At 62.0% G+C, this 25,576-nt stretch carries 27 protein-coding genes; 12 read left to right on the top strand and 15 right to left on the bottom strand.

The features are described from left to right. On the bottom strand, positions 1-508 hold a 508-nt coding region (locus ABI_RS09145), incomplete at its 3' end, for a GNAT family N-acetyltransferase (protein ID WP_040308746.1). A gap of 446 nt (positions 509-954) precedes the next feature. Here ABI_RS09145 and ABI_RS09150 point away from each other — a divergent pair. Next, positions 955-1,692 (top strand): tetratricopeptide repeat protein, encoded by a 738-nt coding sequence (locus tag ABI_RS09150; protein ID WP_006272646.1) that lies wholly within the window; start codon positions 955-957, stop codon positions 1,690-1,692. A 40-nt stretch (positions 1,693-1,732) separates the two neighbouring features. On the opposite strand, the gene ald is transcribed toward ABI_RS09150, so the two are convergent. Further along, positions 1,733-2,830 (bottom strand): alanine dehydrogenase, encoded by a 1,098-nt coding sequence (ald, locus tag ABI_RS09155; protein WP_006272647.1) that lies wholly within the window; start codon positions 2,828-2,830, stop codon positions 1,733-1,735. 195 nt (positions 2,831-3,025) lie between these two features. Here ald and ABI_RS09160 point away from each other — a divergent pair, with 195 nt between their 5' ends. The 5 genes from ABI_RS09160 (at position 3,026) to ABI_RS09180 (ending at position 5,371) form a co-directional block, all read left to right on the top strand. Next, a complete protein-coding gene (locus ABI_RS09160) occupies positions 3,026-3,490 on the top strand; it encodes an Lrp/AsnC family transcriptional regulator (RefSeq protein ID WP_006272648.1) in 465 nt (154 codons plus the stop codon). Then, positions 3,490-4,215 (top strand): AraC family transcriptional regulator, encoded by a 726-nt coding sequence (locus tag ABI_RS09165; protein ID WP_006272649.1) that lies wholly within the window; start codon positions 3,490-3,492, stop codon positions 4,213-4,215. The genes ABI_RS09160 and ABI_RS09165 overlap by 1 nt, the downstream gene beginning before the upstream one ends. A 75-nt stretch (positions 4,216-4,290) precedes the next feature. Continuing rightward, positions 4,291-4,737: a DUF6265 family protein gene (locus ABI_RS09170; protein WP_006272650.1), complete on the top strand. Its 447-nt coding sequence runs from the start codon at positions 4,291-4,293 to the stop codon at positions 4,735-4,737. 68 nt (positions 4,738-4,805) lie between these two features. Continuing rightward, positions 4,806-5,063: a CopG family ribbon-helix-helix protein gene (locus tag ABI_RS09175; RefSeq protein WP_040308747.1), complete on the top strand. Its 258-nt coding sequence runs from the start codon at positions 4,806-4,808 to the stop codon at positions 5,061-5,063. Continuing rightward, the gene (locus ABI_RS09180) at positions 5,063-5,371 is read left to right on the top strand and encodes a type II toxin-antitoxin system RelE/ParE family toxin (protein ID WP_040308748.1); all 309 of its coding nucleotides are present in this window, start codon (positions 5,063-5,065) and stop codon (positions 5,369-5,371) included. Before ABI_RS09175 ends, ABI_RS09180 begins: the two co-directional genes overlap by 1 nt. A 6-nt stretch (positions 5,372-5,377) precedes the next feature. Here ABI_RS09180 and ABI_RS09185 read toward each other — a convergent pair whose 3' ends face one another. The 4 genes from ABI_RS09185 to ABI_RS09200 all read right to left on the bottom strand — a co-directional run bounded on the left by ABI_RS09185 (position 5,378) and on the right by ABI_RS09200 (position 7,458). Continuing rightward, positions 5,378-6,019: a hypothetical protein gene (locus tag ABI_RS09185; RefSeq protein ID WP_006272652.1), complete on the bottom strand. Its 642-nt coding sequence runs from the start codon at positions 6,017-6,019 to the stop codon at positions 5,378-5,380. Beyond that, positions 6,003-6,230: a helix-turn-helix transcriptional regulator gene (locus ABI_RS09190; RefSeq protein ID WP_006272653.1), complete on the bottom strand. Its 228-nt coding sequence runs from the start codon at positions 6,228-6,230 to the stop codon at positions 6,003-6,005. The genes ABI_RS09185 and ABI_RS09190 overlap by 17 nt, the downstream gene beginning before the upstream one ends. Then, positions 6,230-7,099 carry a CPBP family intramembrane glutamic endopeptidase gene (locus tag ABI_RS09195; RefSeq protein WP_006272654.1) on the bottom strand — a complete coding sequence of 290 codons (870 nt, stop codon included), beginning with the start codon at positions 7,097-7,099 and terminating at the stop codon, positions 6,230-6,232. The genes ABI_RS09190 and ABI_RS09195 overlap by 1 nt, the downstream gene beginning before the upstream one ends. A gap of 158 nt (positions 7,100-7,257) precedes the next feature. Next, entirely contained in the window at positions 7,258-7,458 is a 201-nt protein-coding gene (locus ABI_RS09200; protein WP_006272655.1) for a DUF465 domain-containing protein, read from the bottom strand. 173 nt (positions 7,459-7,631) lie between these two features. Between ABI_RS09200 and ABI_RS09205 the strand changes: the two genes are divergently transcribed. The 3 genes from ABI_RS09205 (at position 7,632) to ABI_RS26560 (ending at position 9,228) form a co-directional block, all read left to right on the top strand. Further along, positions 7,632-8,264 carry a UbiX family flavin prenyltransferase gene (locus ABI_RS09205; RefSeq protein ID WP_006272656.1) on the top strand — a complete coding sequence of 211 codons (633 nt, stop codon included), beginning with the start codon at positions 7,632-7,634 and terminating at the stop codon, positions 8,262-8,264. Beyond that, on the top strand, positions 8,257-8,742 hold the full coding sequence (locus ABI_RS09210) for a TIGR02444 family protein (protein ID WP_006272657.1): 486 nt from the start codon (positions 8,257-8,259) through the stop codon (positions 8,740-8,742). Before ABI_RS09205 ends, ABI_RS09210 begins: the two co-directional genes overlap by 8 nt. A 93-nt stretch (positions 8,743-8,835) precedes the next feature. Beyond that, the gene (locus ABI_RS26560; RefSeq protein WP_006272658.1) at positions 8,836-9,228 is read left to right on the top strand and encodes a YdcH family protein; all 393 of its coding nucleotides are present in this window, start codon (positions 8,836-8,838) and stop codon (positions 9,226-9,228) included. Between the two features lie 282 nt (positions 9,229-9,510). Here ABI_RS26560 and nagA read toward each other — a convergent pair whose 3' ends face one another. The 6 genes from nagA to ABI_RS09245 form a co-directional block, all read right to left on the bottom strand. Next, on the bottom strand, positions 9,511-10,653 hold the full coding sequence (gene nagA, locus ABI_RS09220; protein WP_006272659.1) for an N-acetylglucosamine-6-phosphate deacetylase: 1,143 nt from the start codon (positions 10,651-10,653) through the stop codon (positions 9,511-9,513). A 91-nt stretch (positions 10,654-10,744) separates the two neighbouring features. Continuing rightward, the gene (locus tag ABI_RS09225; RefSeq protein WP_006272660.1) at positions 10,745-11,806 is read right to left on the bottom strand and encodes an SIS domain-containing protein; all 1,062 of its coding nucleotides are present in this window, start codon (positions 11,804-11,806) and stop codon (positions 10,745-10,747) included. Next, a complete protein-coding gene (locus ABI_RS09230) occupies positions 11,806-12,546 on the bottom strand; it encodes a GntR family transcriptional regulator (protein WP_006272661.1) in 741 nt (246 codons plus the stop codon). Before ABI_RS09230 ends, ABI_RS09225 begins: the two co-directional genes overlap by 1 nt. Beyond that, complete coding sequence (locus ABI_RS09235; protein ID WP_006272662.1) at positions 12,533-13,327, bottom strand: copper homeostasis protein CutC; 795 nt, start codon at positions 13,325-13,327, stop codon at positions 12,533-12,535. Before ABI_RS09235 ends, ABI_RS09230 begins: the two co-directional genes overlap by 14 nt. After that, positions 13,324-14,244 (bottom strand): glucosamine kinase nucleotide-binding domain-containing protein, encoded by a 921-nt coding sequence (locus ABI_RS09240; RefSeq protein WP_157138754.1) that lies wholly within the window; start codon positions 14,242-14,244, stop codon positions 13,324-13,326. Before ABI_RS09240 ends, ABI_RS09235 begins: the two co-directional genes overlap by 4 nt. Positions 14,245-14,301: 57 nt before the next feature. Next, positions 14,302-15,579 carry a sugar MFS transporter gene (locus ABI_RS09245; protein WP_006272664.1) on the bottom strand — a complete coding sequence of 426 codons (1,278 nt, stop codon included), beginning with the start codon at positions 15,577-15,579 and terminating at the stop codon, positions 14,302-14,304. A gap of 384 nt (positions 15,580-15,963) precedes the next feature. On the opposite strand from ABI_RS09245, the gene ABI_RS09250 reads away from it, so the two are divergent. Then, positions 15,964-18,612, top strand: coding sequence for a TonB-dependent receptor (locus ABI_RS09250; protein ID WP_006272666.1), 2,649 nt, complete (start codon positions 15,964-15,966; stop codon positions 18,610-18,612). A 372-nt stretch (positions 18,613-18,984) separates the two neighbouring features. Then, the gene (locus ABI_RS09255; RefSeq protein WP_006272667.1) at positions 18,985-21,231 is read left to right on the top strand and encodes a beta-N-acetylhexosaminidase; all 2,247 of its coding nucleotides are present in this window, start codon (positions 18,985-18,987) and stop codon (positions 21,229-21,231) included. A 143-nt stretch (positions 21,232-21,374) separates the two neighbouring features. Here the strand turns inward: ABI_RS09255 and ABI_RS09260 are convergent, their stop codons facing one another. From ABI_RS09260 to ABI_RS09270, 3 genes are all read right to left on the bottom strand, one after another. Next, entirely contained in the window at positions 21,375-22,109 is a 735-nt protein-coding gene (locus ABI_RS09260) for a hypothetical protein (RefSeq protein WP_006272668.1), read from the bottom strand. Positions 22,110-22,191: 82 nt separating this feature from the next. Continuing rightward, a complete protein-coding gene (locus ABI_RS09265; RefSeq protein ID WP_006272669.1) occupies positions 22,192-23,901 on the bottom strand; it encodes a tetratricopeptide repeat-containing sulfotransferase family protein in 1,710 nt (569 codons plus the stop codon). A gap of 119 nt (positions 23,902-24,020) precedes the next feature. Continuing rightward, positions 24,021-25,172, bottom strand: a complete 1,152-nt coding sequence (locus ABI_RS09270; protein ID WP_006272670.1) for an acyltransferase family protein — start codon at positions 25,170-25,172, stop codon at positions 24,021-24,023. A 138-nt stretch (positions 25,173-25,310) separates the two neighbouring features. Between ABI_RS09270 and ABI_RS25615 the strand changes: the two genes are divergently transcribed. Continuing rightward, positions 25,311-25,576, top strand: a 266-nt coding sequence (locus ABI_RS25615; RefSeq protein ID WP_040308749.1) for a hypothetical protein, incomplete at its 3' end; no start/stop codon positions are given.

The raw sequence follows: 25,576 nt of genomic DNA on the forward strand, positions 1-25,576 counted from the left end.
TGGCCTTCTGCATGACGTAGTCGGTAAAGCCATAGGGCCCCATCTGCACCGGTACCTCGGCCTCGACCTGGAAGCCCGAGCGCAGGTAGTAGTCGATGGCCGGCGTATTGTCCTTGTTGACATACAGCGCCATTTCGAGCGGCGGCGAGTTGGAAATGTGGTCGGTGTGGAAATGATCGAGGGCCGCCTGGATCAGCGCCTTGCCCAGGCCCAGGCCGCGATGGTCGTCGCGGACGTACAGTTTCTTCAGCCACAGCCGGTCGCCGTCCATATAGGCGGAGGCATAGCCAACATCGAGGTCACCGTAGCGCACGATCCAGAAGACGTGGTTCAGGCGTATCATCTCGTCTTCGAGATTGTCGGTGGCGTAAAGTACGGCCAGCATGGCGTCGACCCGATCTGGGCCAATGATGTTACGATAGCATTTGGGCCAGATGACGAGCGCCAGTTCGCGCACAATCTCCAGCTCGTCGAGGCAGATACGGCGTATATGTGGCTGCCGGGCCATGGTTTCCCCTTTTTCCGAGATAGCGACCGTCTTGATGCGGCCTATGTTTCAATATGTTGCAGAAACAGTGTTTTTCCAAGTGCAAATTTGCAAGAAAAAAACGGCGCCCAGGGGGGAGGGGGGGGAGGTCCCTGGGCGCCAACGCCGGTCGTGATAGGGCACCGACCGGATTATCTAATGTTGGAGTTTACGACGGGACGCGCCGGGTGGATCATCGGGGTGAAAAACTTTTTTGGACGAGGGTTCTGCGAATTGAACCGGCGCGTGGTAAACGTCTGACAGACGGGGGGCCAGATTATGAAGCTATGGCGGGTGTTGGGCAGTCTGTTGTTCTTGCCGATTGCGGGCTGCGCTGTTCAGGCAGGTACAATAGATCCGGTCATCCAGAATTGTTCAAAGAATGAGCCGATTCCCAGCGGCACTTCGAAAGGACTTTTTGCCAAGGGATGGCGGCCTGGGATCGTGGCGACATCGGCGGTGGCCATCAGTATTTTCTCCAGGCAGCTCAAAAGGGTTACGCGCCGGCCCAGTACATGGCGGGTTCAGATCTCCGTCACGGTTATGGCGTGAAAAAGGATATTTCGCTGGCCATGCCATGGCTCCTGAAAGCGGCGGAGCAGGGGCTGGCTGATGCTCAGAACGATTACGCCAAGGTCTACTTCTATGGCGAAGACGGCATCGAGGCCGACCCGGAAAAGGCCATTCCCTGGCTGCGTCGAGCGGCTGATCAGGGCTACCTTCATTCTCAGACCTTGTTGGCTGAGGCCTACTACAATGCGACCGGCGTCGACCAGGATACGGATAAGGGCCTTGTCCTCTATACCAAGGCGGCGGAAGGTGGTCATGGCTTTGCGCAGTACAACCTTGGTACGATCTACAGCAACGGTATAAATGTGCCACGCGATGACACCAAGGCGAAGCTCTGGCTGGAAACGGCGGCGCGGCGCAACGTCGTGGAGGCGCAACTGAAACTGGCGCAGTTATATGAGGACAAGGCGCGACTGAACGATCCGGTCAAGGCACTGACCTGGTTCCTGGTCTATGCCGGAGGCGAAGGCCTGGAAGCGCCGACGGAGATCGCCACGCTCAGCCAGGACGTTTCCGCCGAACAGGTCAAAGAGGCCCGGACTGACGCGGAAGGCATTCGCGCGAAGCTGCCTGAAGACTGGCGCGACGTTTTGTAAGGCAACCGGCGCAGCCATAGGGATGCGCCGGCCCTAGTCGTTACGCTGCGAACGGCAGGTGCAAGGCTTCGGCAACGGCCTGGTAGGTGATCTTGCCGTTGGCGACGTTCAGGCCGTTGCGCAGGTGCGGATCGGCTGCCAGCGCCGCCGACACGCCCATACGCGCCATCTTCAGCACAAACGGCAAGGTGGCGTTGTTGAGGGCAAGCGTCGAGGTCCGCGCCACGGCGCCCGGCATATTGGCGACGCAGTAGTGGACGATGCCGTCGACCAGGTAGATCGGGTCCTGGTGGGTGGTCGGGTGCGAGGTCTCGAAGCAGCCGCCCTGGTCGATGGCGATGTCGACCAGGACCGCGCCTTGCTTCATGGTCTTCAGCATGTCGCGGGTGACCAGCTTGGGCGCGGCGGCGCCGGGGATCAGCACGGCGCCGATGACCAGGTCGGCGTCGCGGATGGCTTCGGCCAGAGCGCCCTTGGACGAATAGGCGGTCTTGACGCGGCCATGGAACAGTTGGTCGATCTCGATCAGCTTGGCGCCGGAAATATCAAACAGGGTGACGTCGGCATGCAGGCCGACCGCCATCTGGGCGGCATTGATGCCCGAAACACCGCCGCCGATGATGACGACCTTGGCCGGGGCGACGCCCGGCACGCCACCCAAAAGGACGCCGCGGCCGCCGAAGGCCTTATGCAGGTAGGTGGCGCCGACATGGACCGAGATGCGGCCAGCGACTTCGGACATCGGGCGCAGCAGCGGCAGGCCGCCGGCGGCTTCGGTGACGGTCTCATAGGCAATGCAGGTGGCGCCGGACGCCATCAGGGCTTCGGCCTGGGGCTTGTCGGCGGCAAGGTGCAGGTAGGTAAACAGGGTCTGGGAGGGTTTCAGGCGGGCGCATTCGTGCAGTTGCGGTTCCTTGACCTTGACGATCATTTCGCCGGCGTCGAAGGTTTCCTCGGCCGTGGCAAGAATGGTGGCGCCGGCGTCGATATAGTCCTGGTCGGAGAAACCGATTTCGGCCCCGGCCTGGGTCTCCACAAAGACCTGGTGACCCTGATGGGTCAGTTCGGCCACCGCATGCGGCACCAGGCCGACGCGGTATTCGTGGTTCTTGATTTCCTTGGGGACGCTGATCTTCATGGTGTGGCTCCTGCTGTTTCCTGCCGGGCCGCGGGCGATAAAGCGCCTCACACGGCACAACTCTACGCGTAGTCTGATCGGGGTCTGATCGGGTCGGGTGGCTACCCTTGAAATCAATTATATCGCGTCGGAAGCGATAAATCCTCGAAATTTTTAGCATTGCCTCGCTGAACGGTTGGATATAAATTCAAAAACATGGCGGGCAGCGATAAATTTTCCGATCTCGATTCTTTCGACCGCGAGCTGATCAAGGTGCTGCGCGGCAATGCCCGCGCCACCTCGGCGGATCTGGGTGAGGCCGTGGGCCTGTCGCCGTCGGCGGCCCACCGTCGCGTCAAGATCCTGGAGCAGAAGGGCGTGATCGCCGGCTATCGCGCCGTCATCGCCGAAAACGTCCAGGGCAAGCAGGGGACGGTCTTCGTCCATGTGACCTTGCAGGACCAGCGCCGCGAGACGTTCGAAAAGTTCGAACGCGCCGCCATTGCCTGCGCCGCCATCGAGGAATGCCACCTGATGTCGGGCGAGGCGGACTATCTGCTCAAGATCGTCCTGCGCGAAAGCCTGTCGTACGAGGACGTGCATCGCGATGTGCTGTCCACCATGCCGGGGGTATCGAAGCTGGTGTCGCAGTTCTCCATCCGCACCGTAAAGATGGCGTGATGGCGCAGGCGTATCTCGAATACGATCCGCCGCAGGCCCTGAAACCCTTTATCCGCAAGATCTGGACCTATGTCGCCGACATGGATGGCGAGGTGCAGAAGATCGTGCCCGACGGCTGCGCCGAACTGATCGTGCATCGTGGCGCGCCTTATGAAGAGCTGACATCGCAGGGCTGGCAGGTGCAGCCGGCTGTTCTTTTCGCTGGCCAGCTAACCCGGCCTTTGCATTTGCGGGCGACGGGACATACCGATGTCCTGGCGGTGCGGTTCGAACCTGATGGTGCACGGGACTTCACCGATCGGTCGATGGCGGACATGACCGACCGTCGCGTGGCGATGGCGGACCTGCCGATGGATGAAGAGGATTTGCTAGAATTTTTGGTCGAGCGGGCGGGCGGCTGGACCATCGATGTCCGGGTCCGCGACGCGATTGCTGGTCTTGCCGACGGCGCGCCGGTCGCCGGCGACCGAACCCTGCAACGGCGGTTCCTCGACCGGGTCGGGGTGTCGCGCAAGGCCCTGGGTTCGGTCCTGCGCTTTCGATCAGTGTTCGACCGTGCGCTGCACGGCGACAACGACGCTATCGCCTGGCTGGATGCCGGGCTCGACGCCGGCTATTTCGACCAGCCGCAGCTGGCGCGGGATTTCCAGCGCTATCTCGGCTGCTCTGCTACCCAATGGGCGCGCGGGCAACTGGCCCTGGCGCGGAACATCGCCGCCGCCTGAGAGAGTGAGCTGTCGTTTCGATACAAGCCGGCGGGGAGATGGGCGGCTAAGGTTATGGCAAAGGAGACCCTTGCCATGATCGCTGTCGTAACCGCCGCCCTTCTTGCTGCCGCCGCCCCGACGCCCGTCGATTTCCTGTCCGGCTACTGGTTGTCGTGCGACAGTGGCCGCGAAGTCGTCGAGGTGTGGAGTGATCCCCGTGCGGGACTGCAGGTCGGTCACGGGGTCACGATCGAAAACGGCAAGGCGTCGTTCGAACAGTTTCACATCGCGCCGTATGAAGGCGGCCTGGCCTATGTTGCCCGGCCCGGCGGCGGTGAGGCCACCGTGTTCAAGCTGACCGAAGCGACCGCCACGCGGGCCGTGTTCAGCAATCCGGCGCACGATTTTCCTCAGGTCATCGTCTATGAACGCCAAGGCGACCGGCTCAACGCGCTGATCGAGGGCGATATGGGCGGGCGGAAGCAGGTTTTCAGTTGGAGCTATGTCCGCGCTGATCTGAATGCGCATTGTCCGGGCTGAACGTGATTTTCCTGGGACGAGCGGCTCTCCTGTGTTAATATGTGTACATGTGATGACAGGAGCGCACAGTGAGCGCCAGCTCTACCATGACCATCCGCTTGAGTGCCGACCTTAAGGCACGTTTGGAACGCGTTGCCGATAACACCCGGCGAAGCAAGTCGTGGCTCGCCGGAGAGGCGATCGAAGCTTATGTCGAACGCGAACTGGAGATTATTGAAGGTATTGAGCGCGGCTTGGCCGATGTGCGGGCCGGGCGGGTAACGCCGCATGATGAGGTCATGGCAGACATTCGCGACCGGATTGAAGCCAAGGCCAAGCGGGCGTAATGAGGCCGGTCAACTGGGCCGATGAAGCGAGACGGAATCTCGTCGACATCATCGAATATATTTACACCGATAGTCCGGCTGCAGCTTACCGTGTCGCGGACAAAATCGCGGAGTGCGCGAGCTCACTTTCGGATATGCCGACCGGCCGACCAGGGCGCGTAAAGGGGACCTACGAGAAGGTCGTTTTCGGTCTACCCTACATACTCGCCTACGTCATTGATGAGCAGGCGGACGGAAGCGAGGTGATATATCTGCTACGTGTCATCCATGGAGCACGGGACTGGACGCCCGATGCGTGGCCGAAATAGCCCCGCCTATGTATTCCCCAGTCGCCAGGCGACGAAAGACGATAGCACCAGATACACCGCCATGGTGACCGCCATAAGGTCCCAGCTTGTCAGCGCAGGCACCAGGTTCAGGCGTTCAGCGGCCGCCCACAGGAACAGGGCGCCCTGCAGGATCCAGAAACTGAGGGCGCCGGTTTCCAGCATGGCACGGCGGTGGAATTCGTCACCGCGCCGCCAGATCAGAACATTGACCCCAGTTTGAACCGCCAGCACGGCGACAACTCCGGCATAGACAAGCGTTGCCAGGCTGCGATCGATCGCGGCTGCGGACAGCAGTGGCACCGCGCCCATGGCCAAGCCGGCCAGGATCAGGGTGATGCCCTGAAGGCTTAGCAGGCGCTTCATCAACGGGTCCAGCCGGTTCGAATCCGACTGGGTCATGGCGCGGCCGAGAGGACCGATCCAGCGGCCGGCCAGGATGATCACGCCCAGGACACCCAGCGCGACGGCGATCAGCATCGAGAGGTGGTCCGACCACGGCCGGCCCGACATCAGGGGCGACACAAACCGCGAGCCGGTGAATCCGACCAGACCGCCCACGACCAGCATGCCGACCGAGAAGGCATGGCGCTTCCATAGCGGCGCTCGGGTCTCAGTCCCTTTGATCATGACGAATGTCCTCTGCGGTGAAGGGCGGGTGGAAAATCTCTTCCACCGGCAGGTTGAAAAGGTAGGCCAGTTTGAAGGTCAGTTCGAGGCTAGGGTCGTGTTTGCCGACTTCGATGGCGTTGACGGCCTGGCGCGACACGCCCAGGCGTTCGCCAAGCTCGCCCTGACTCCAGCCGCGTTGCATCCGCAGATCTCTGACCAGGTTACGCATCAGGCCGGGCGGGGGACGCGGCGCGCCAGGATCAGCATGATCACGCCCAGGGCGACGACCGTAAATCCGATATCCCACCACATCAGGCCGGGCGTGACCTGCGTAACCAAGCCGGGCGCGCCCTTGAAGACGTCCACGCCGGACACGACCACCACAGCGCCGTAGAGATTGTTGATGAAATGCACGCCGGCGGCAAAGGCGATGCTGCCGGTCCGTAGGGTGATCCAGGCGAAGGCGACACCCATCACGGTGGCCGATACGGCTTGAGGGATACCATTGGGAATGTGCAGGGCGCCAAAAAGCAGGCTGCCGACGATGATGGCGATCCATTTGTTGCTACTGATCTTCAGCAGTGCCTGGGTGATATAGCCGCGGAAGACATATTCTTCGGCGAAGGTCTGGACGGCCAGGGCGGCGACGATAACAGCGATGACCGCCGGATCGATGGGCACCTGGCGCAGGCTGAAGCCGTCGGGCTGCAAGGCGTAGTCGGCGACGGTGTTGGCGATCAGCACCGCCAGCCAGATACCAAGCCCCAGCAGGAAGCCGGCCCAGGTCCAGTTGCCCAGCAGGCGCAACGGGTTCTTGCCGTGCAGCCACAGTACGCCCAATCCGAAGCCGACCAGCCAGGCGGCAAAGCTGACGCCGATCAGCGGGAAGAACAGCATCGGCCGCGCCGGATCCGCGATGGCGGTCTGGAGTTCGGTGAAGGGCACGCCGGCAACGACAACGACGGCGACGACGTAGATCACCGAGACGACTGCCTGAATGAAAAGCGCCAGCAGGACAGCCAGCAGATAGCGCCAGAAGGCGTGTCGGCCGATGCGGGCATGGTCGAGAAATGTGGGGACGGTGGCGAAGACCGGCATGGAAGATCCTTGAGGGTAGCTGTCAGGTATACCTGACAGATTGCCGACGGGCTGTCAAGTATACCTGACAGCTTGATGTCGCGCAGAAAAAACCCCCGGCCGCGTCATCGCTCCGGGGGTCTTCGAAGATTCAATTTTAAAGTCTGGCCGTGCCGCCGTCACTGCAGCATGGGCTCATCGACATCATGTCGGATATGGGCCCGGATGCGTTCTATTTCCTCCTTGAGCTTTAGCTTCTTTCGCTTCAACTCCGTAAGGTATAAGGAGTCGACAGACGGGCTGCGTTCTTCACGCGCGATAATCGTTTTGAGGGTTTGGTGACGATGGTCGAGTTCACGAACTCTCGCTTCGATGGACATACGGCTAATCCTCATGTCTCAGGGGGCTTCCGGACCCCGTGTCCGGAAGAACCGATTGGAACACCCGCGTGAGGCGAATGTGAAGTCACGATAAGTTACATCCGTTCACAGATTCTTGAGATTTAGGGTGCACGGAATATTAATTCCGCCCTGGGTAGTGGAGTGCTCAAAAAGTGTCTAAAACTGAACACAATCAAAAACTTATTGTCGCCATAAGTGGCGCGTCGGGCGCCGTGTACGGAATTAATGCGCTTAAGTTTCTAAAACACGCAAAGGTAGAGACACATCTGGTGGTGTCCCGGGCCGCCGCCCTAAGTCTCAGTGCCGAAACAGACTTTTCCCTGGCCGATGTCCACGCCCTGGCCGATGTGGTCTACAAGCCCGGCGATATCGGCGCGGCCATCGCCTCGGGGTCTTTTCGCACGCTCGGCATGCTGATCGCGCCGTGCTCGATCAAATCGCTGAGCGAGATTGCAACGGGGGTGACGTCCGGCCTGGTGTCGCGCGCGGCGGACGTCTGTCTGAAGGAACGCCGGCGGCTGGTCCTGATGGTGCGCGAGAGCCCCCTTCACCTGGGCCATCTGCGTACCATGGCGGCCGTGACCGAGATGGGGGCCATCGTTGCCCCGCCGATGCCGGCTCTCTACACCCGGCCACAGACGGTTGAAGAGATCATCAACCAAAGCGTCGGGCGCGCGTTGGATCTGTTCGGTATCGAGGTCGATATCCACCGCTGGCAGGGTCTGAAGGGCCCAGAAAACGTGAATCCAGAAAACTTGAATCCAGAAAACTTGCAAAATGGCTGAGTTCTGGGACTGGGCGGTCGACGCCTATAGCCGTGAGGGTGTCGCGCCGGCCTGTCTGCGGCTTCAGGACGACCACGCTCAGAATGTGCCCTTGCTGCTGTGGGGGGCTTGGGCGTCGCTGCATGGGGTGCGAATCGACGCGGCCCTGGCGGCGCGCGCTGTTGGGATGTCCCGCGTCTGGGCCGATGAGGTCATCGTGCCTTTACGTAGGGTCAGGCAGAGGTTGAAAGCGGCGCTGCACGATGGTGACGAGGCGGGGCGGCTTGCCTTGCGAGAACGGGTCAAGGCGGTTGAGCTTGACGCCGAAAAAACCCTTATGCTGCAACTGGAAGCGCTGGTTTCGGCCGGTTCGGTGATACCGCGGGAATGCCGCGCGACTGCCGTCGGAGAAGGGCTGATTGCGCTGTACCGGGAGTGGTCCGGAGGTGATGATGCGGAAGTGTTGTCCGAACTGACTCAGGCCCTTACCAAGGGTTAAAATTTGCGCTATACTCTTGCGGCCTGAGATATCCGGGAGCTCCCGGATTGTCCTTGCGTATCAACCCCTTAAGTCACCAGGGAGCCGCTCCTTATGCATGACGACACCAATATCCGATCCTTGCGTGGCGGCGACGGACTGCACCTGGTCAAGACGGATGGCGATGCCGCAAGGGGAGATGTCGAACGCCGGGTGGCGCAGCGGCAGGATGGCGAGACGCATCTGGAACTGGTGCCGGATATTCAATCCGACGACCTGCAGCCGACCGTGCGGGAACTGCCGATCTCGGCTGAAACGGTAGCGTGGCGCGGTGAACTGGCGTTGCTGCGCCAGGAACACAAGGACTTGGACGACGCCATCCTGGCGCTTGAGACCATGCCGCTTCCGGATCAGATTCTGATCGCGCGTATGAAGCGCAAGAAGCTGGCCGTGCGCGATCGCATGACGACGCTGGAAGACAAGATCCGACCGGATATTATTGCGTGAGGCTTATCCTCCACCGCTTGCGGAGGAGGTGTCGAGCAAGCGAAGCCAAAGGCGTAGCGCGTCGAGACGGAGGGGGGCGGTGCACTGTCGCCCCCCTCCGTCTCGACGCGTTTCGGCCCATAGCGGGCCTCACTTGCGAGCCATCTCCCCCGTAAACGGGCAGGGCAATTGCATATGGGTGAACAAATTCAGAACAAAGGGGCTTTTGTTCCCCTATTGATTCAGGTTTGTTCACTGTTTGAATCTCATATGCAATCGCCCTGCGTAAACGGGGGACTATAATTATGCTGCCCTGACTTCGTCCGCCTTCGCGCCGATAAACGTCCCGCGGACCTGCAGGTCCTTGTCCAGCCACACGATATCCGCCCGCTGGCCCGGCACCAGACTGCCGCGCGCCGACTGCAAACCCAGAAAAGCCGCCGGAGCACCCGCCGCCATAACGGCGGCGTGTTCGAGCGGGATGCCGACCTTCTCCACCGTGTTGCGCAGCGCCGTCGCCATATCCAGATCCGAACCGGCAAGCGTTCCGTCCGGTCCGACACAAACCCCGCCTTCGACATGGATGGTCTGGCCGTTCAACACGAAGGTCTTGGTATTGGAGCCCACAGTCGGCATGGCGTCCGTCACCAGCATGAAACGGTCGAACGGCTTGGCGCGCAAGGCAATCCGCAGCACGGCCCAGTCGACGTGGCGGCCGTCGGCGATAAGCCCGCAATAGCTGTTGAGATCCTCCAGGGCCGCACCGACGACTCCCGGCGCGCGGTGCGTCAAGGGCGACATGGCGTTGAACAGGTGGGTAAATCCCGTCACCCCGGCCTTCAGGGCCATCACGGTTTGGTCGTAGGAGGCGTTGGTATGGCCGGCGGCGATGATCACCCCGGCCTGCACAAGTTCGCTTATATCTTCGGGCGTGCAGTTTTCCGGCGCCAGGGTCACCAGGGTCTTTCCAGCCTTCAGGCTCTTAAGCAGCGCCTTGGACTCGGCATCGAGCGTGCGGAACATCTCGGGGTTATGGATACCCTTGCGCTGCTTGCTGATGAAGGGGCCTTCGATGTGGATGCCGACAATGCCCGGTACGCCGGCAGCGATGGCTTTTTCGACGGCGCGCATGGCGGAATCGATGACGCTCAGCTCGTCGCTGATCAGGGTCGGCAGTAGCGCAGTGGTGCCATAGGCACGGTGAGCACGGGCGATGGCCGCAATGCCGTCGCTGGTGGTCTCGTCATTGAACAGGACGCCGCCGCCGCCATTGACCTGGGTGTCGATAAAGCCCGGCAGCAGGTACCCCCCGGCAACATCGATGACTTCGCCCTGGCGCGTGACGTTGCCGATCTCGACGATGGTTTCGCCATTGCAGACCAGCGACCCGGACACGATCCCGTTCGGCGTGACGACCTTGGCGTTGGTGAAGGTAACAGAGCTCATGAGCCTATTTCGCCTTCGGGCGAAAATGCCCATGATGGTTTCTTGGTCGCAATTTTTAACGTAAAAGTGGCGACCACGTTTCCTAAATTGCTCATACGGTCTTGGTCACTTTGTTCAGGTGCGGCGGCGAATCGGGGTTGAGGCCGCGCGCCAGGGACAGGCTGTTGGCCAGGCGGTAGAAGCTGGCAATCTGCAGGATGGGTTCCAGCGCGGACACCGCGCTGAGCGCCGGCAGGTGGGTGGTGCCGGGAATGCCGCCCTCTGGATTGGCGAGGAGTACCGCCGCGCCGCGATCGGCGAACTCGACGGCGACCTCGCGCACGCCGTCGCCGGCTGTGTCGGAACTCGCAAAGGCGAGGATAGGGAAACCGTCATTGACGATGGCCATGGGGCCGTGGCGGATCTCGGCGGAAGAGAAGGCTTCGGCGTGCAGCGCGCAGGTTTCCTTCAGCTTCAGCGCCGCTTCCTGGGCGACGGCGAAACCATAGCCGCGGCCGATGACGAACAGATTGCGCGCGTCTGTCAAAACCGGCAGCGCGGCTGACCAGTCCAGCGCAAAGGCCTTGTCGAGCAGGCCCGGCAGGGCGCTCAAACCTTCCGACAGATCGCGGTCACCGGACCAGGCGGCGGTAATCGCGGCCAGGGCAGCCAGGGAGGTAATGTAGGACTTGGTGGCGGCAACCGACTTTTCCGGGCCGGCCTTCAACGGCAAAAGCACGTCGGCCAGGGCGGCCAGCGGGGACTCCTCATCGTTCACCAGGGCGACGACATAGGCGCCAGCCTTGCGGTGGGCCTCGACGGACGCCAGCAGGTCGGGCGAACGGCCGGATTGCGAGATGGCAATGCACAGGGTATCGGCAGCGACCAGCGGCGCGGCATAGATGGACGATACCGACATGGCCGCCGTCGAGGTCGGCACGCCGGCAAAGGTCTCGATCAGGTACTTGCCGTAGGTGGCGGCATGGTCGGACGAGCCGCGCGCCACGGTGATGACCGCGCGCGGCGGCTGGGCCTTCAGGCGGGCGCCCAAGCGTTGCAGGGCGGCGCGGTTGTGCGACAGGAAGCGCGCCACGGCCGCGCCGCCTTCGGCGGCTTCGCTGTGCATCAGGGTGGTGTCGACCGCAGCCTGGGTCAGGGTGGGGGAGGGCATCATCAACTCACATCGTTCAGTTCGGCGACGACGTCATAGGCGTCACCACGGTAATAGGATTGGGTGAATTCAGCAGCGCGGCCGTCCTGCAGGAAGCCGCGCCGTTCGATAAACAGGCCGGGATCGCCGGGCTTCACGCCCAGCCGCTCCGCCTGTTCGGCGTTAAACGCGATGGCGCGGAGGCGTTGCAGGGCGCGGACCGGGCGGTGGCCGGTGCGTTCCAGCGCCTCGTAGAGCGAGGTGCTCACCTGCTCGGTCGAGGACAGGCAATAGCCGGGGATGGTCGAATATTCGAGCGCCATGGTGGTGCCGTCGGCATAACGGACGCGATGAAAGCGGTAGACCAGGGCGCCCGGCGAAAGTCCCAGGGACAGGGATTCTTCCGGGGTGACGGCGCCGGCCGACTTGCTCACCCATTCGGAATGCGGCTTGCGGCCGCGCGACAGCATGTCCTCCGAGAAGGACGACAGCTTGGAAAAGCTCTTTTCGACGCGGCTGGCGACAAAGGTGCCGGCGCCACGGCGGCGGGTCAGCAGGCCTTCGGAGACCAAGCCGTCAATCGCCTTGCGCACGGTGATGCGCGAGACCTCGAAATCTTCGGCCAGGTCACGCTCGGGCGGAATGGCGTCGTCCTGGTGCAACTGGCGGCGCGTGATGGCTTCACGCAGCGCGCGTTGTAGCTGAAGGTACAGCGGCGCCGGATCTTCCTTGCTGATATGGCCGATGGTGTCAGCAAACGACATGGGGATCCTCTTGGGTGTTGGCCTCTTGAAGTTTGGCCTCTTGGGTTTGGGCCTCGTAGCGATCAAGCGCTGCGCGCAGGGCTTCGACCAAAGCCGGATCGGTGTCGCGCAGGTCGGGCCCGGCATAGCCCATCTCGGCGGCGCGCGGGCTGCGGATGGCGACCGGCGCGCGGCAGGAGGCGTGGAGCGCTGTCAGGCCGGTGTCGAGCAGGGCCGGCGCCTGGGTGGCGGTGACGCCAGCCCCGGCCAGGATTTCAATCCGGCCATCGGCCTGCCTGACCAGGTCGCCAAGGACGGCCGCACCTTCCGGGGCGGATTTTGCGCCGCCCGAGGTCAGGACGGTATCGAAGCCCATCGAAATGGCATGGTCAAGCGCGCGCGACAGGTCCGGTGCCAGGTCGAAACTGCGATGCAGGGCAGTCTGAAGTTTGAGGCGTCTGGCGTAGCGGATCAGGTCGTCCAGCCGGTCGAGATCCAGGCTGCCGTCTTCGTGATTGGCGCCGAAGACCACCCCGGCCAGGCCCATCTCAGCCGTTATGGCGATGTCGTGGCGCATGATGGTCAGATCGTCGTCGGAATAGACAAAGTCGCCGGCGCGCGGGCGGATCATCACCCGCACCGGACAGCCGGTATCTGCCGAAAGCTTCATCAAGCCGGCTGATGGCGTCAGACCCCCGACACCAAGCGCATCGCACAGTTCAATCCGGTCTGCGCCGCTGGCGGCCGCGGCATGTAAGCCGGCGGCGGTATCGATACAGATTTCCAGAAGGTAACGGCTCATGCGGTCACCTGTGTCGCCGTCAGCCCGTTTGGCAGGCCTTGCGCCATCAGGATGGCGCCTTCGAGGGCGTCGTGTTCGGGTTCGGCCAGGACGGCGCGCGCCGCCGGCGACAGCCACGGTTGAAAGACCGGGGCCATGCCGCCGACCAGACAGACCTTGGCGGCACCCAGTTCATGCAGCCGGCCGACATAGCGGCCCATGAACCGCGCCTGATCCTCGACGAGGGTGACTGCGACCGAATCGCCGGCGTCGGCGAACTTCATGATCATCGGCGCCAACTGGCCGTAGTCGCGAGGGCGGGCGTCGGTGACGAAGTGGACGATGTCGGCGGGCGTGCCGAAATGGGCGATCAGGGCGCGGGTAAATTCTGTTTGCGGGCCAAGGCCGTCATGGGCATGCAAGGTTGCGCGCAGGGCGTTGCGCCCGAGATCTGCGGCCGAACCTTCGTCGCCCAGTTCGAAGCCCCAGCCGCCGACCTGAATGGCGTGGCCAGCGACCCAGGCATAGCCGGCGCTGCCGGTGCCCGAGATCAGGATGCCGCCGTCACGGCCGGAAAAGGCGCCGAGCACGGCCGTGTGGGCATCGGATGATGCGTCACAGCGGCCGAACTGCGGTCCGGCGGCCATCGTGCGGGCCGCGTCGCCGGCATCGGCAATGCCGGCCAGGCCAAGTCCGAGCGACATCTTCGGAAACACCGAGCGGTTGCGTCCGGCCTTGGCCAAAGCTGTGTCCAGAGCGGACAGGATATTGTTCCACACCAGGTCCAGGCCCAGGCGGATATTGCCCGAACCGCCTTCGGCCTCGCCGATCAGGGTGCCTTGCGCGTCGCGCAGGCGGACGCGGCACTTGGTGCCGCCGCCGTCGACGCCGGCAAAAACCTGATAAGATGGGATTTGAAAGGCGGAACTCTGGTTCATGAACGGTATCATAGGCGAATCGAAGGACATTTCGGGCTCAAGCTTGCGTGACGGCGCTTAACCGGCCGCCTTGCTCTGGCGACCCGCGAACAGGCCGAAGAACAGGATGTAGGCGTAGCAAGGCACCATCAGCATCAGGAAGACCAACTGGAAGTCCATGGTCTCCTTCAGGTGAGCGAACAGCCACGGAATGACCGCGCCGCCGGCGATGCCCATGACCAGCAGGGCGCCGCCGAACTCTGTCAGCTTGCCCAGCCCGCGGATGCCGAGCGGGAAGATGGCCGGCCACATCATGGCGTTGGCAAAGCCCAGGGCGGCGACGAACAGCACCGAGGGGAAGCCCTTGGTGAAGAAGGCGCCCGCCGTCAGGATCATGCCGAGAATGGCCGACAGGATTAGGTAGCGTTCCTGGCTGATGAAGCGCGGAATGGTGATCAGGCCGGCGACATAGCCGACCAGCATGGCGACCAGGGTGAAGGAGGTGAAGAACTTGGTCTGGTCCAGCGGAAGGCCGAAGCTGTTGCCATAGGTGGTGATGGCGTCGCCGGCCATGACCTCGACCCCGACATAGGTGAAGATGGCGAAGAAGCCGAACAGCATCTGGACGATGGCGCCGCCGCTGCTCTTGCCCGAGGACGGATTGGCGTCGTCGCCGATGGCGGGCAGGGGCGAGAACCAAGTCGCGACGGCCATCAGGGCCAGGAAGACGGCAACAACCATGTAGGGTGTGTGGATGCGGGCGGCGAAGGCGTTGAGAATCGCGTCGCGGACGGCCGGGTCGGTGGCGGCCTTGACCTCGGCTTCCAGACTGCCGACGCCGTGCAGGATGTAGGTGCCAACGAGGATCGGTGCCAGGAAACCTGCGAACTTATTGAAAATCCCCATGACCGCGATGCGCTGAGCACCCGATTCGATCGGCCCCAGGACCGAGATGTAGGGGTTGGCAGCGGTCTGAAGGATCGACAGGCCGGCGCCGATGATGAACAGGCCGGTCAGGGCGCCTTCGAAGATGCGCATGGTGGCGAATTGGCCGAAACAGGCCGCGCCGATACCCATGACCAGAAGCCCCAGAGCCATACCGCGCTTCATGCCAGTCTTACGCAGCAGGAAGGCCGAGGGCAGGGACAGGAAGAAGTAGGACAGGTAGAAAACCGACGGCACCAGGAAGGCGTCAACGTCGCTGAGATTGAAGGCCAGCTTGACGAAGGTGATCAGCGGTCCGTTCAGCCAGGTGACGAACCCAAAGATAAAGAAAAGCAGGCAGAAGAGAAAGACAGCGCCCCATGGAGTCTTTTGCGGTGCTTTGGCGCCGGTGGCGATTCCGGTCTCTGACATGGTTACGTCCCCTGATAATACCAATTTGTCTAACTGGTATGGCTGACTTCCCGTCAAAAAGCAATAAGCGTGAGCAAAAAACGGAATTTTTGCGGAAACCCTCGCTGTGGCAAAGCTTTGCGGTGGCGTTCACCTTGTTGCGGCGCGATATAATTGCCACATTGGCGCTTTGAATTGAGCCCAAAGCAAGGCCAATGTAAAATTTTATTGACAGATTTTTGAAACCAAAGTTAGCGTTCATTTCGCGAAAGGTATGTGGTTGGTATGTTCTGGTGTCGTAATGGTACTCTGACCGCGCCTATCCAAAGCTTACAGCGGCAACATAACAATTCCGGGGCTCGCCAGGCCGCAGGCGGCAAAAGTAACTTGAGGGAAAGACATACAATGAAGTTTCAACGCAAGGTCCTGATGATGACAGGCGCGGCCACCCTGGCCCTGGCTTTGTCCGCAGGCATGACGCCCGCGGCCTTTGCCCAGGATGCGGCAGCCGCCACCGACGACTCGCCTGTCGTCGTTACCGGTATTCGCAAGTCGCTGCAAAGCGCCCTGCGCCAGAAGAAGAGCTCGGACGGCGTGACGGAAGTCATCACCGCCGAAGACATCGGCAAGTTTCCGGACAAGAACGTCGCCGATTCGCTTGCCCGCGCTACGGGCGTCAACGTCGTCACCGGTTCGGCCAATGCCGGTGGCTTCGGTGAGAACGAGCGCATCTCGATCCGCGGCACTGACCCGACCCTGAACCTGACCCTGATGGACGGCCACAACATCGCCACCGGCGACTGGTTCGTTCTGGACCAGACCAATGGCGGCCGTTCGTTCAACTACACCATGTTGCCGTCGGAAGTCGTCGGCTCCGTCGAAATCATCAAGGCCTCGCGCGCCGACCTGCCCGAAGGCGGCATCGGCGGCACGGTCGACGTCCATGTGCGCAAACCGCTGGACCTGCCGGCTGGCACCTTCGCCGTTTCGGCCCAGGGCATGTACGCTACGCTGGCCGACGAATGGTCGCCGAACGTGTCGGGCATGTATAGCTGGAAGAGCGACAACCGCGATTTCGGTTTCCTGATCGGCGCCTATTATGAAAAGCGCCAGTTCCGTCGCGATGGCCAGGAAATCCTGGGCTACACGCCGCAGGCCAATTTTGCCGGTTCGGGCCAGACTCTTCTGGTGCCGTCGCTGATCGGCTCGGCCTACTTCACCCAGGAACGTATCCGCCAGGGCGTCAACTTCATGACGCAATGGAAGGGTGAAAACCTCGACATCGCCTTCTCGGGCCTGGTCACGCATCTGGGCGCCGATAACGAGAACCACAATTTCATGCTGTGGGGCTCGAAGTTGGCCGGCCAGACCCCGACCAGCTACACGACCTCGAACGGTTATGTCACCTCGGCGTCGTGGGACGCGGCTGACGCCGCAGCCGCCGGCGGCTCGATCGTTCAGGACGACATCTTCCGCAAGGCGCACTCCAGCACCTACGTGCTGAACCTCGATGTCGGTTATGACTTTACCGAAAACTTTTCGATGAAGGCGCAGGTCGGCTTCACCTCGGGCGAGGGCGTCACCGACGACACCGCCGCTTGGGAAACCTACTGGGATAACGTGGGCGCCAGCTATACCCTGGGCAACCCGATCACCGAGGTCAGCTTCCCGGGCCTGGGCGGCGACCCGACGGCCGCGACCTATCTGAATAACAAGTTCAGCTGGTCGTGGGGCGGCACGATTTCGTCGCCGGACACTGAAGCCTATGCCAAGCTCGACTTCCGCTATGATTTCAACAGCGGCATCTTCAAATCGGTGCTGTTTGGCACGCGCTATACCGACCACGAGCGCACGCTCGACTACCTGGCCTATGCCTGGGGCGGCAATGGCGCAAACAGCGGCAACAGCAATGTCGACCTCGGCACCGTCTTCAAGGGCGGCGTGACCCCGGCCGACTATGCCGACGGTATCGGAAGCATCCCTGGCTACTCCTATGCCGACGCTGATGCGGTCTATAACTATCTCGACACCCACAATGGCGGCCGCACCTTCGCCTTCTATCCGCCGCTGTCGTTCGGTGTGAAGGAAAAGACCACGGCCTATTATGTGATGGGCAAGCTGGCCGGCGACAACTGGCGTTCGAATGTCGGCCTGCGCGCCGTCAAGACCGAAACGTCCTCGACGCAATGGTCCGCCAACGCGCCGGTCAAGACTGTCACCAACGTCTTCGGTTCGTGGGGTTCGGAAACCACCGAAAAGGCGTACTGGGATTACCTGCCCAGCGCCGATCTGACCTATGACTTCGGCAACGACATCCTGCTGCGCGCCGGCGTCGCCAAAGTCATCACCCGTCCGGGCTATGCCCAACTGGCCGGCGCCTTCTCGCTGGTCGACTCGAACCTCACCGGTACGGCGGGCGGTAACCCGAATCTGGAACCCTATCGCGCCTGGCAGTACAATCTGACGGCCGAATGGTATTATGCGCCGCAGTCTCTGCTGTCGTTCGGTGTCTTCAACCTGGACATCGACAACTACATCACGACCGAAAGCTTCCAGCAGTTCTTCCGCACCCAGCAGACCCCCAACGGCGCCAACTTCACGCTGTCGGGGCCGGCCAATGGCGGCAAGGCCACGGCCAAGGGCTTCGAGTTCAACGCCCAGCAGCCCTTCGGTGATACGGGCTTCGGCGTCATCTTCAACTATACCTATGTCGACGCCAAGTACGACAACGGCAAGCCGCTGGATGGCAATTCGAAGACCACCTACAACCTGACGGGTTACTACGAAAACGACAAGATCAGCACGCGTCTGGCCTATAATTTCCGCTCGAAGTTCAATTCGGGCAGCGATCGCGGCACGACAATGTGGCAGGACGACTACGGCACGCTGGATGGCTCCTTCAGCTACAACGTGACCGAAAACGTCGCCTTGACCGTCGACGCACAAAACCTGCTGCATGAGAAGCTCTACTACTTCGTCGGCGATCCCAGCATCCCGCGCGCCTACTATGACAACGGCCAGTCGTTTTACGTCGGCGCCCGTCTGAAGTATTGATTGCGCAACGCCTAACCCGGGCCGGAGGTGTGGCATCTTCGGTCCGGAGTCTTCTGGTCCGCCGTCGTTTTCCCAATGCGGTGCTGACCGGTTGCTGGGGTTCTCGATCTTGTGTTTGCCGCCCCCTTGGCGGACGCGATCCCGGCATGACAAAAACCGGCCATTCCTCACCACCGCAGATCCTCCTGCGGCGCCCCAGATTAGAGCAGAATGACCACTCCGTTCCGTCATTCTGCTCTATTTTTTTGACGCCTCATGCCAAAAAGTGGCGACCACTTTTTGGCATGAGGCTTGGAGCAAGTCCGGCGTCACACCGGGCTTGCTCTTGTTTTTTGAGAGGTCCAGTGTCGGCCCACAAGCACAGGCGGAAACATGAAACTCACAGTCCTCACGGCTCTGCTGGCGGCTCTGTTGGCGACGCCCGCCTTGGCGATGCCGACCCTGACGCCGGTTCCGGCGCAGATCACGCAAGGCGAAGGGAGTTTCGCACTGACGGCGAAGACGCAAATCTATGTGCCCGCCGGTGATTCCGATGCGCGCAACGCGGCCGTCTACTTGCGCGATCACCTGAAGACCTCGCGTAAACTGTCGGTACAGATCGTAACCGGAGAACCGGCGACGGGAGAGGCCGCCATCCGTTTTGTCCGCGCTTCGGCTGCCGGCGACCGTGAATCCTACCGCCTGGAGGTCACTTCCGGTTCCGTTGTTGTCACCGCAGGGACGCGCGAGGGCCTGTTCTACGGTGCCGTCACCCTTTGGCAACTGGCGACCCAGGATGCTGCCACCGGCACGGCGCAGGTGCCGGCGGTGGTCATTGCCGATACCCCGCGTTTCAAATGGCGCGGTTTCATGCTTGATTCCGTGCGTCACTTCCAGACTCCGGCGCAGATCAAAAAGATCATCGACGCCATGGCGATCCATAAGCTGAACGTCCTGCAATGGCATCTGACCGATGACCAGGGTTGGCGGCTGGAGATCAAGGCCTATCCGAAACTGACGCAGAAAACCGCCTACCGCCAGGAAGCCGGCGCCGCGGGTTGGAAGGACAGCAAGCCTTTATGGTACGGCGGCTATTATACCCAGGACCAGGTCCGGGATATCGTCGCCTATGCCGCGGCGCGCAACATCACTGTGGTGCCGGAAATCGATGTGCCGGGGCATGCCACCGCAATCATCACCGCCTATCCCGAATTCGGCACCGAAGGCACGCGGCCAAAGCAAGGCATGTCAGATTGGGGCGTCTATCCCAACCTGCTCAATGTCGAAGACCGCACGTTTGTGTTTCTCGACACTGTGTTCAACGAAGTGATGGACCTGTTCCCCAGCCCTTACATCCATGTCGGCGGTGACGAAGCGATCAAGCCGCAGTGGCAGGCGTCGCCGGCCATCCAGGCGAAGATCAGGGACCTGGGTCTGAAGGACGAACATGAATTACAGTCGTGGTTCATCCAGCGGGTCGGCACGTCGTTGACGAAGCGCGGCCGGCGGCTGATCGGCTGGGACGAGATCCTGGAGGGCGGCATAGCATCCGACGCCACCGTGATGAGCTGGCGCGGCGTTGACGGTGCGATCACCGCCGCCCGGTCCGGCCACGATACGGTGCTGTCGCCAGCGCCGATGCTGTATTTCGACCATCGCCAGAGCCCGTTCAGGGATGAACCGCCAGGCCGTGGCAAACCGACGACCTTGCGGACGGTGTATGACTTCAATCCCGCGCTGGACGCCATGACGGACGCCGAACGCAAGCATGTGTTGGGATTGCAGGCCAATCTGTGGACCGAGCATATCCGCACAGATGAGCGTGTTGAGATCATGGCCTTTCCGCGTTTGATCGCGGTGGCCGAGGTCGGCTGGAGTCTCCAGTCCAGCCATGATTGGGATGACTTTACCCGCCGTCTGCCGGCCAGCCTGCATCGGTTGGACAAGGTCGGCACGCGTTACAATACGGTACCATTCGAGCCGCACATGACCCTGTCACCCGCGCCGGATGGCCGGATTACGGTGGCGCTGAGGAACGGCTTGGACCTGGGTGAGATCCGCGTTGATGGCGCGGTTTACAGCGCCCCCGTGACGGTGGCTGAAGGTACTGTTTTGACGACGCAGACCTTCCTCAACGGCGAACCGTTGGGCCGCGAACGCAAGCTGTCGGTGACGCGGGCAGCGCTGGAAACGCGGACCAGCTATGATTTGGACATCTGCGAAGGCAAGCTGAACTTGGCGCTGGAAGACGATGGCGGTGAGCGGGCGGTGATGTTGATGGACATCCTCAAACCGTGCTGGATCTGGCGCGGGGCGGACACGTCCAAAGGTTTTAAGATCACAGCGAAAGTGGCCAATTATCCGTTCAACTTCCAGCTCGGTAACCGGCCGGGGCAGATCCTGTTCGACACGCCGCAGACGAGGGACGGCGAACTGCTGGTCCGCATGGGCGATTGTACGAGCGAGCCGGTGGCGCGGTTGCCCCTGGCGAAGGCCGCCAAGTCAACTGGCGTCACGGTTCTGACGGGTGACATGCCGGCTGTGGCGGGCACGAACGATCTGTGTTTCACTTTTGCGCAAGGCACGCCCCCGCCCGAATGGGCTTTGCAAGAGGTGCGCCTGACGCCGGCGTTGCCATAACGACAGTCCGCGCAGCGGCACTTTCCTAAAGGAAATCCACAGATTGCACCGATTACACAGATTGGAGTTAGAGCGCTCCTTGTTACTTAATCTGTGTAATCGGTGTAATCTGTGGACCCACTTTTTAGGTCGGTTCCACCGCCTCAGGCGTTCTGGATAAGCCACCACAGAGCGACGGCCAGGCCTATCAAAACGACGACGCCAGCGGCAATGCGACCGGTCGAATGCGCTTTCGGCGTTTCGGGCTCCGGTTCAACCAGCCGCGGCTGGACTCGCACAGGTTCGACAGTTGTCTCCGCACGGACCTGGACCTCGGTCCGGCCCATCCGTTCGCTGTAGAGAGCCCCGTCGAACTCGGCGGTGACAGCGCGGGCGCCTTCGAACACCGCCTTGCCGCCAAACCAGGCGGCGCGGAAGTCGGCCAAGCCCAGGCCGTTGCGGCTCATATCGACGCCATCGCGGAAATAGGCCCAGTTGGCGCGCAGCCACAGAAATCCATCCTGATCGGGCACTTCGGCCTCGGCCTCGAACAGCCCATCCAAAACGACACCGGTCAGCAGACTAGGTTTCGTCTCCGTGCCCATGGCCAAACGCGTGCGCAGGCTGCCGTGCAGATCGGCCCAGTCGGCCGCGGTCCAGGCGGATTTTGGCGACGGTGAACCATTTTCAAACACAAACGGGCAGTGAAACCGTGTCCACCTTCGGGGCGTGCCGGGTTCGTCGATCAGCCGGCCGGCCTCATTGCGCCAATAGTCCTGCAGGCTGGCGTCGCCATGGCCTTCGCGCCGGGCCAGGCCGTCCCACGACAGGTCAAGCCGTCGCCAGGCGTTCCACCATGCCGCTTCCTGAGTCTGCTTGTCGATACCGGCCCCGTCCATCCGAAAAAAGCTAACACGGGTAAGGCGCCTTTCGCTAATGCGAAATCACGGAACTGTCATCAAAGCCACAGGACCGTGGCTTTCAGGCGACTCCGTAGCCCAAATCCTCGATCATTGGCTGGATTTTGTCGAAATACGGCTCGAAATGCCGGCGGTAATTCTGCCATCGCCCAACCGAGCGGCTATTTAGCGGCTGCGATACCTGGGCATATGATGGCGTCGGTGCGTGGCGCGGATTTTCGTGGAAGCGCAAGCAGGCCGGATCGTACGCGAGACCGCAATGACCCAGCACCCGCCGAGTTTGGCCGTCCTGGTCGGCGACGAAGTCCTCGTATTTCAGTTCCATCACCGGCTGCTCCAGCACGGTCTTGTAATGCTGGTTCAGGGCATGGGTCGCCGTCATATGCGACAGGATGGTTTCGATGGCGTAGCCGAACTGTTCGCCGTGGGTGAGGTTGTGTGAAAGGACCGAGATGGCGATATCGAGCGGATGGCGCACCAGCCGGATGATCGGGGCTGACGGAAAGGCCATCTGGAGCAGCGGCAGGTAAACGTCGTTCAGCGGCATCTTGTCGGTAAAGCGCGACCGGCCACGGGGCAGGATTCCGTAGGTCTCGGCGCGGCCGAGGTAATAGTCGCGCAGGGTTCCCGGGACGTGGTGGTAGTCCGCGGCCGTCAGGAAGGCCAGCTTTTCCGGGAAGTTGCGATCGCCCGGCAACAGGGTTCGCACCAGAGCCTGCCACTCGGTCACGAAGGGCAGTTCGCCACCGGCCCCGGCCTGGGGGTGGCTGGCGAGCATCTGTTCCAGCATGGTCGTGCCGGACCGCGGAAAGCCCAGGATGAAGATCGGCTGGGCGATATCGCTGCGGACCCTGGCCTTGGGAAGGCGCCGCACTGTCTCCTTGGTGAAAAAGCCGGTCAAGGCAGCGTAGCGTTCCGCAACCTTGTCGGCCGGATAACCGAAGCCGTGGTTGAGCGCCAGGCCGGCCTTGGCCTCGACAAAACCTTGCCAGGCTTCGTCATAGCGCCCCAGCCTGTCGAGCAGATGCGCCCGTTCCAGTCGCGCAGGCGCCTCCAGGTTGCGGCAGCGGTCGAGCAGGTCGAGGCCTTCCTGGGCGCGGCCGGCATTGCGCAGATAGACGGCGCGCAGGACGGTGAAGTCTTCACCGGTTTTACGGCCGGCGGCTTCGGCGCGGTCGAGCCAGGCAAAGGCGCCCGGCATGTCGCGCTTCGCTTCGTGTAAACGCGAGATGTGCGCCATGATCATGGGGTTGTCGGGTGACTGGCGGTGGACGCGGACCATCAGGTCTTCCGCTTCCTCGATCTGGCCCTGGTTGTACAGCGTCAGGCCCAGATTGAGCAGGGCTTGTGGGTGCGGGCCGGCCAGTTCGATGACCTTGCGATTGTGATATTCCGCCGCCGGCAGGTCGTCTTTCTCAGCGAGGACGACACCAAGCTGGAGGTGGGCCTGGGCGTCTGCCGGCCGGGCGGCCACCGCTTCGCGCGCCGCCATTTCGGCCTCGGCCACGCGGCCCTGTTGGCGCAGTAAAAGCGTCAGGTCGTTGAGCGCCCAGTCGCAGGCGGGATCGGCGGCGATGGCCTGACGGATGGCGGCTTCGGCGCCGGCCATGTCGCCACGGCCCTGAAGGATGACCGCTTTCAGCTCCAGCGCCTGGGTGTCGGTGGGGGAGTCGTTCAGGCGCATTTCGCACAGGCTCATGGCGCCCGGCAGGTCGCCGGCCTTGAAGGCCTGGCGACCATTGAGAACCAGCGGATGAGGCGAAGCGGCCACGATGATATCCTTGTTTCCAGCGGCGCATAATTCCTGCGCCGCTGCAGCGGGCGACTGCCCGCCGCGCACGTTTGCGCGAGCCATGCGGCGACTGAGCTAAAAAAACCAACCGCGACTCTTTAGCGTTTTGCCTTATACGTCAAGCCGAACAGAGGCCGTAGCAGCGGTATCCGGCGCACGATCTCGTAGCTTAGCCAGCAGCCGCCGAAGGTGATGACCACCAGGGCTGTCGCCTCAATGGCGAGGGGCCAATGCAGTTGGTTCAATTCGTAGGCGGCGACGACGGTGATGGTCTGGTGAACGATGTAGAAGGGGAAGATGGCTTCAGTCAAAGTCCGGCGGATCGGACCGTCGGCGTTCGACAGATGTTGGCGGGCAAAACCCAACAAGGTCACCATCAGGAACACGGCCTGGGAGGATTCAATGAAGGTGCCAAGCGGCCAGGCGATTTCCAACGGTATCGGCAACTTGCCGGCAAAGTAGAGGTAACGCAGCCAGGCGATCATGGCATAGGCGGCCAGGCCGGTGGCCAGGCTGAGCCACCGCAGCCGCCGGGCGATTTCGAACAGGCGGTCGAACTTGGCGGCCATGACGCCCAGGATAAAGAAGCCGAATGAGATGGTGTGGACGGCCCAGTCGCCGACAAAGGCATGGGTCTCTTCGAAACGGGGTTCCAAATAGCCATTGCAGAACCAGTAGAGGGCGACGGGAACCGCCAGATAAACCCAGGCGGGGAGGGACTTGGCCCATTGCATTGGGATACGCTTCAGCAGGGGCCAGATAAGGGCAAAGATCAGGCTGTAGGCCAGCAGGTAGGCGACATACCACAGGTGGTTCCAGGTCGGCACGGTCAGGCAGCCTTCATGGTCGCACCATTCTCCGTAGCCGGTCAGGTACTTGCCCCAAAATTCGAGATAGCTGCCGGAATAGTGGAGGTCGGTTTTGATCTCATAGAAGGCCTGCGGGGCGACGATGACCGCCATGCCGAAGACGAGCGGCCAGAAGAGGCGGTTAAAGCGCGAGCCGGCCAGTTTCCAGGTGGGCATCTTGTCAGCGAGGAAGCGCGTGGCGACGCCGGAGATAAAGAACAGCAGTTCCAGTCGCCATGGATTGACGACCAGCATCAGGGGCTCGATGGCCGAAGAGGCCTGGTCGCTTTTGACGTGCCATCCCCAGGTCACGTAGAACATGCCGATATGGTAAAAAATTAATAATCCGAAGGCTATAATCCGCAACCAGTCGAGATCGTAACGCCGTGTCGCCGTTTCCATGGATGTCCCCGTAAAGTCGTGGCGCAGACCGTGACATAGGGCTATCTTGGAGCAAGAGCCGCGACATGGGCGGCAGCAGGCGTGGGACGAGCGGTGACCAGCGGCGGCAATTCAGGGACAAGCGGCGGGGGATCCGGGATGATCGGGTGGCTGCCCTGGCGACTGTATCTGGCCATGATGGCGTTGGTGTGGGGGCACACCGTCGTCAACATATCGTCGATCCTGATCGAAGACCCGCCGGGCGACCGCGATTTCCAGCTGTGGGAACCCTTTACCTGGGAGATCAGCAGCGCCATAGCCATCATGATTGTCCTGCCGGTGATCTGGCTGGGCTATCAGCGCTATCACTGGCGCCGGATCAGCCTGACCTGGTTCGCCGTCGCCCATACCGTCGGACTGGTGAT

This window comes from Asticcacaulis biprosthecium C19 (genome assembly GCF_000204015.1).
GTDB classification, from domain to species: Bacteria; Pseudomonadota; Alphaproteobacteria; order Caulobacterales; family Caulobacteraceae; genus Asticcacaulis; species Asticcacaulis biprosthecius.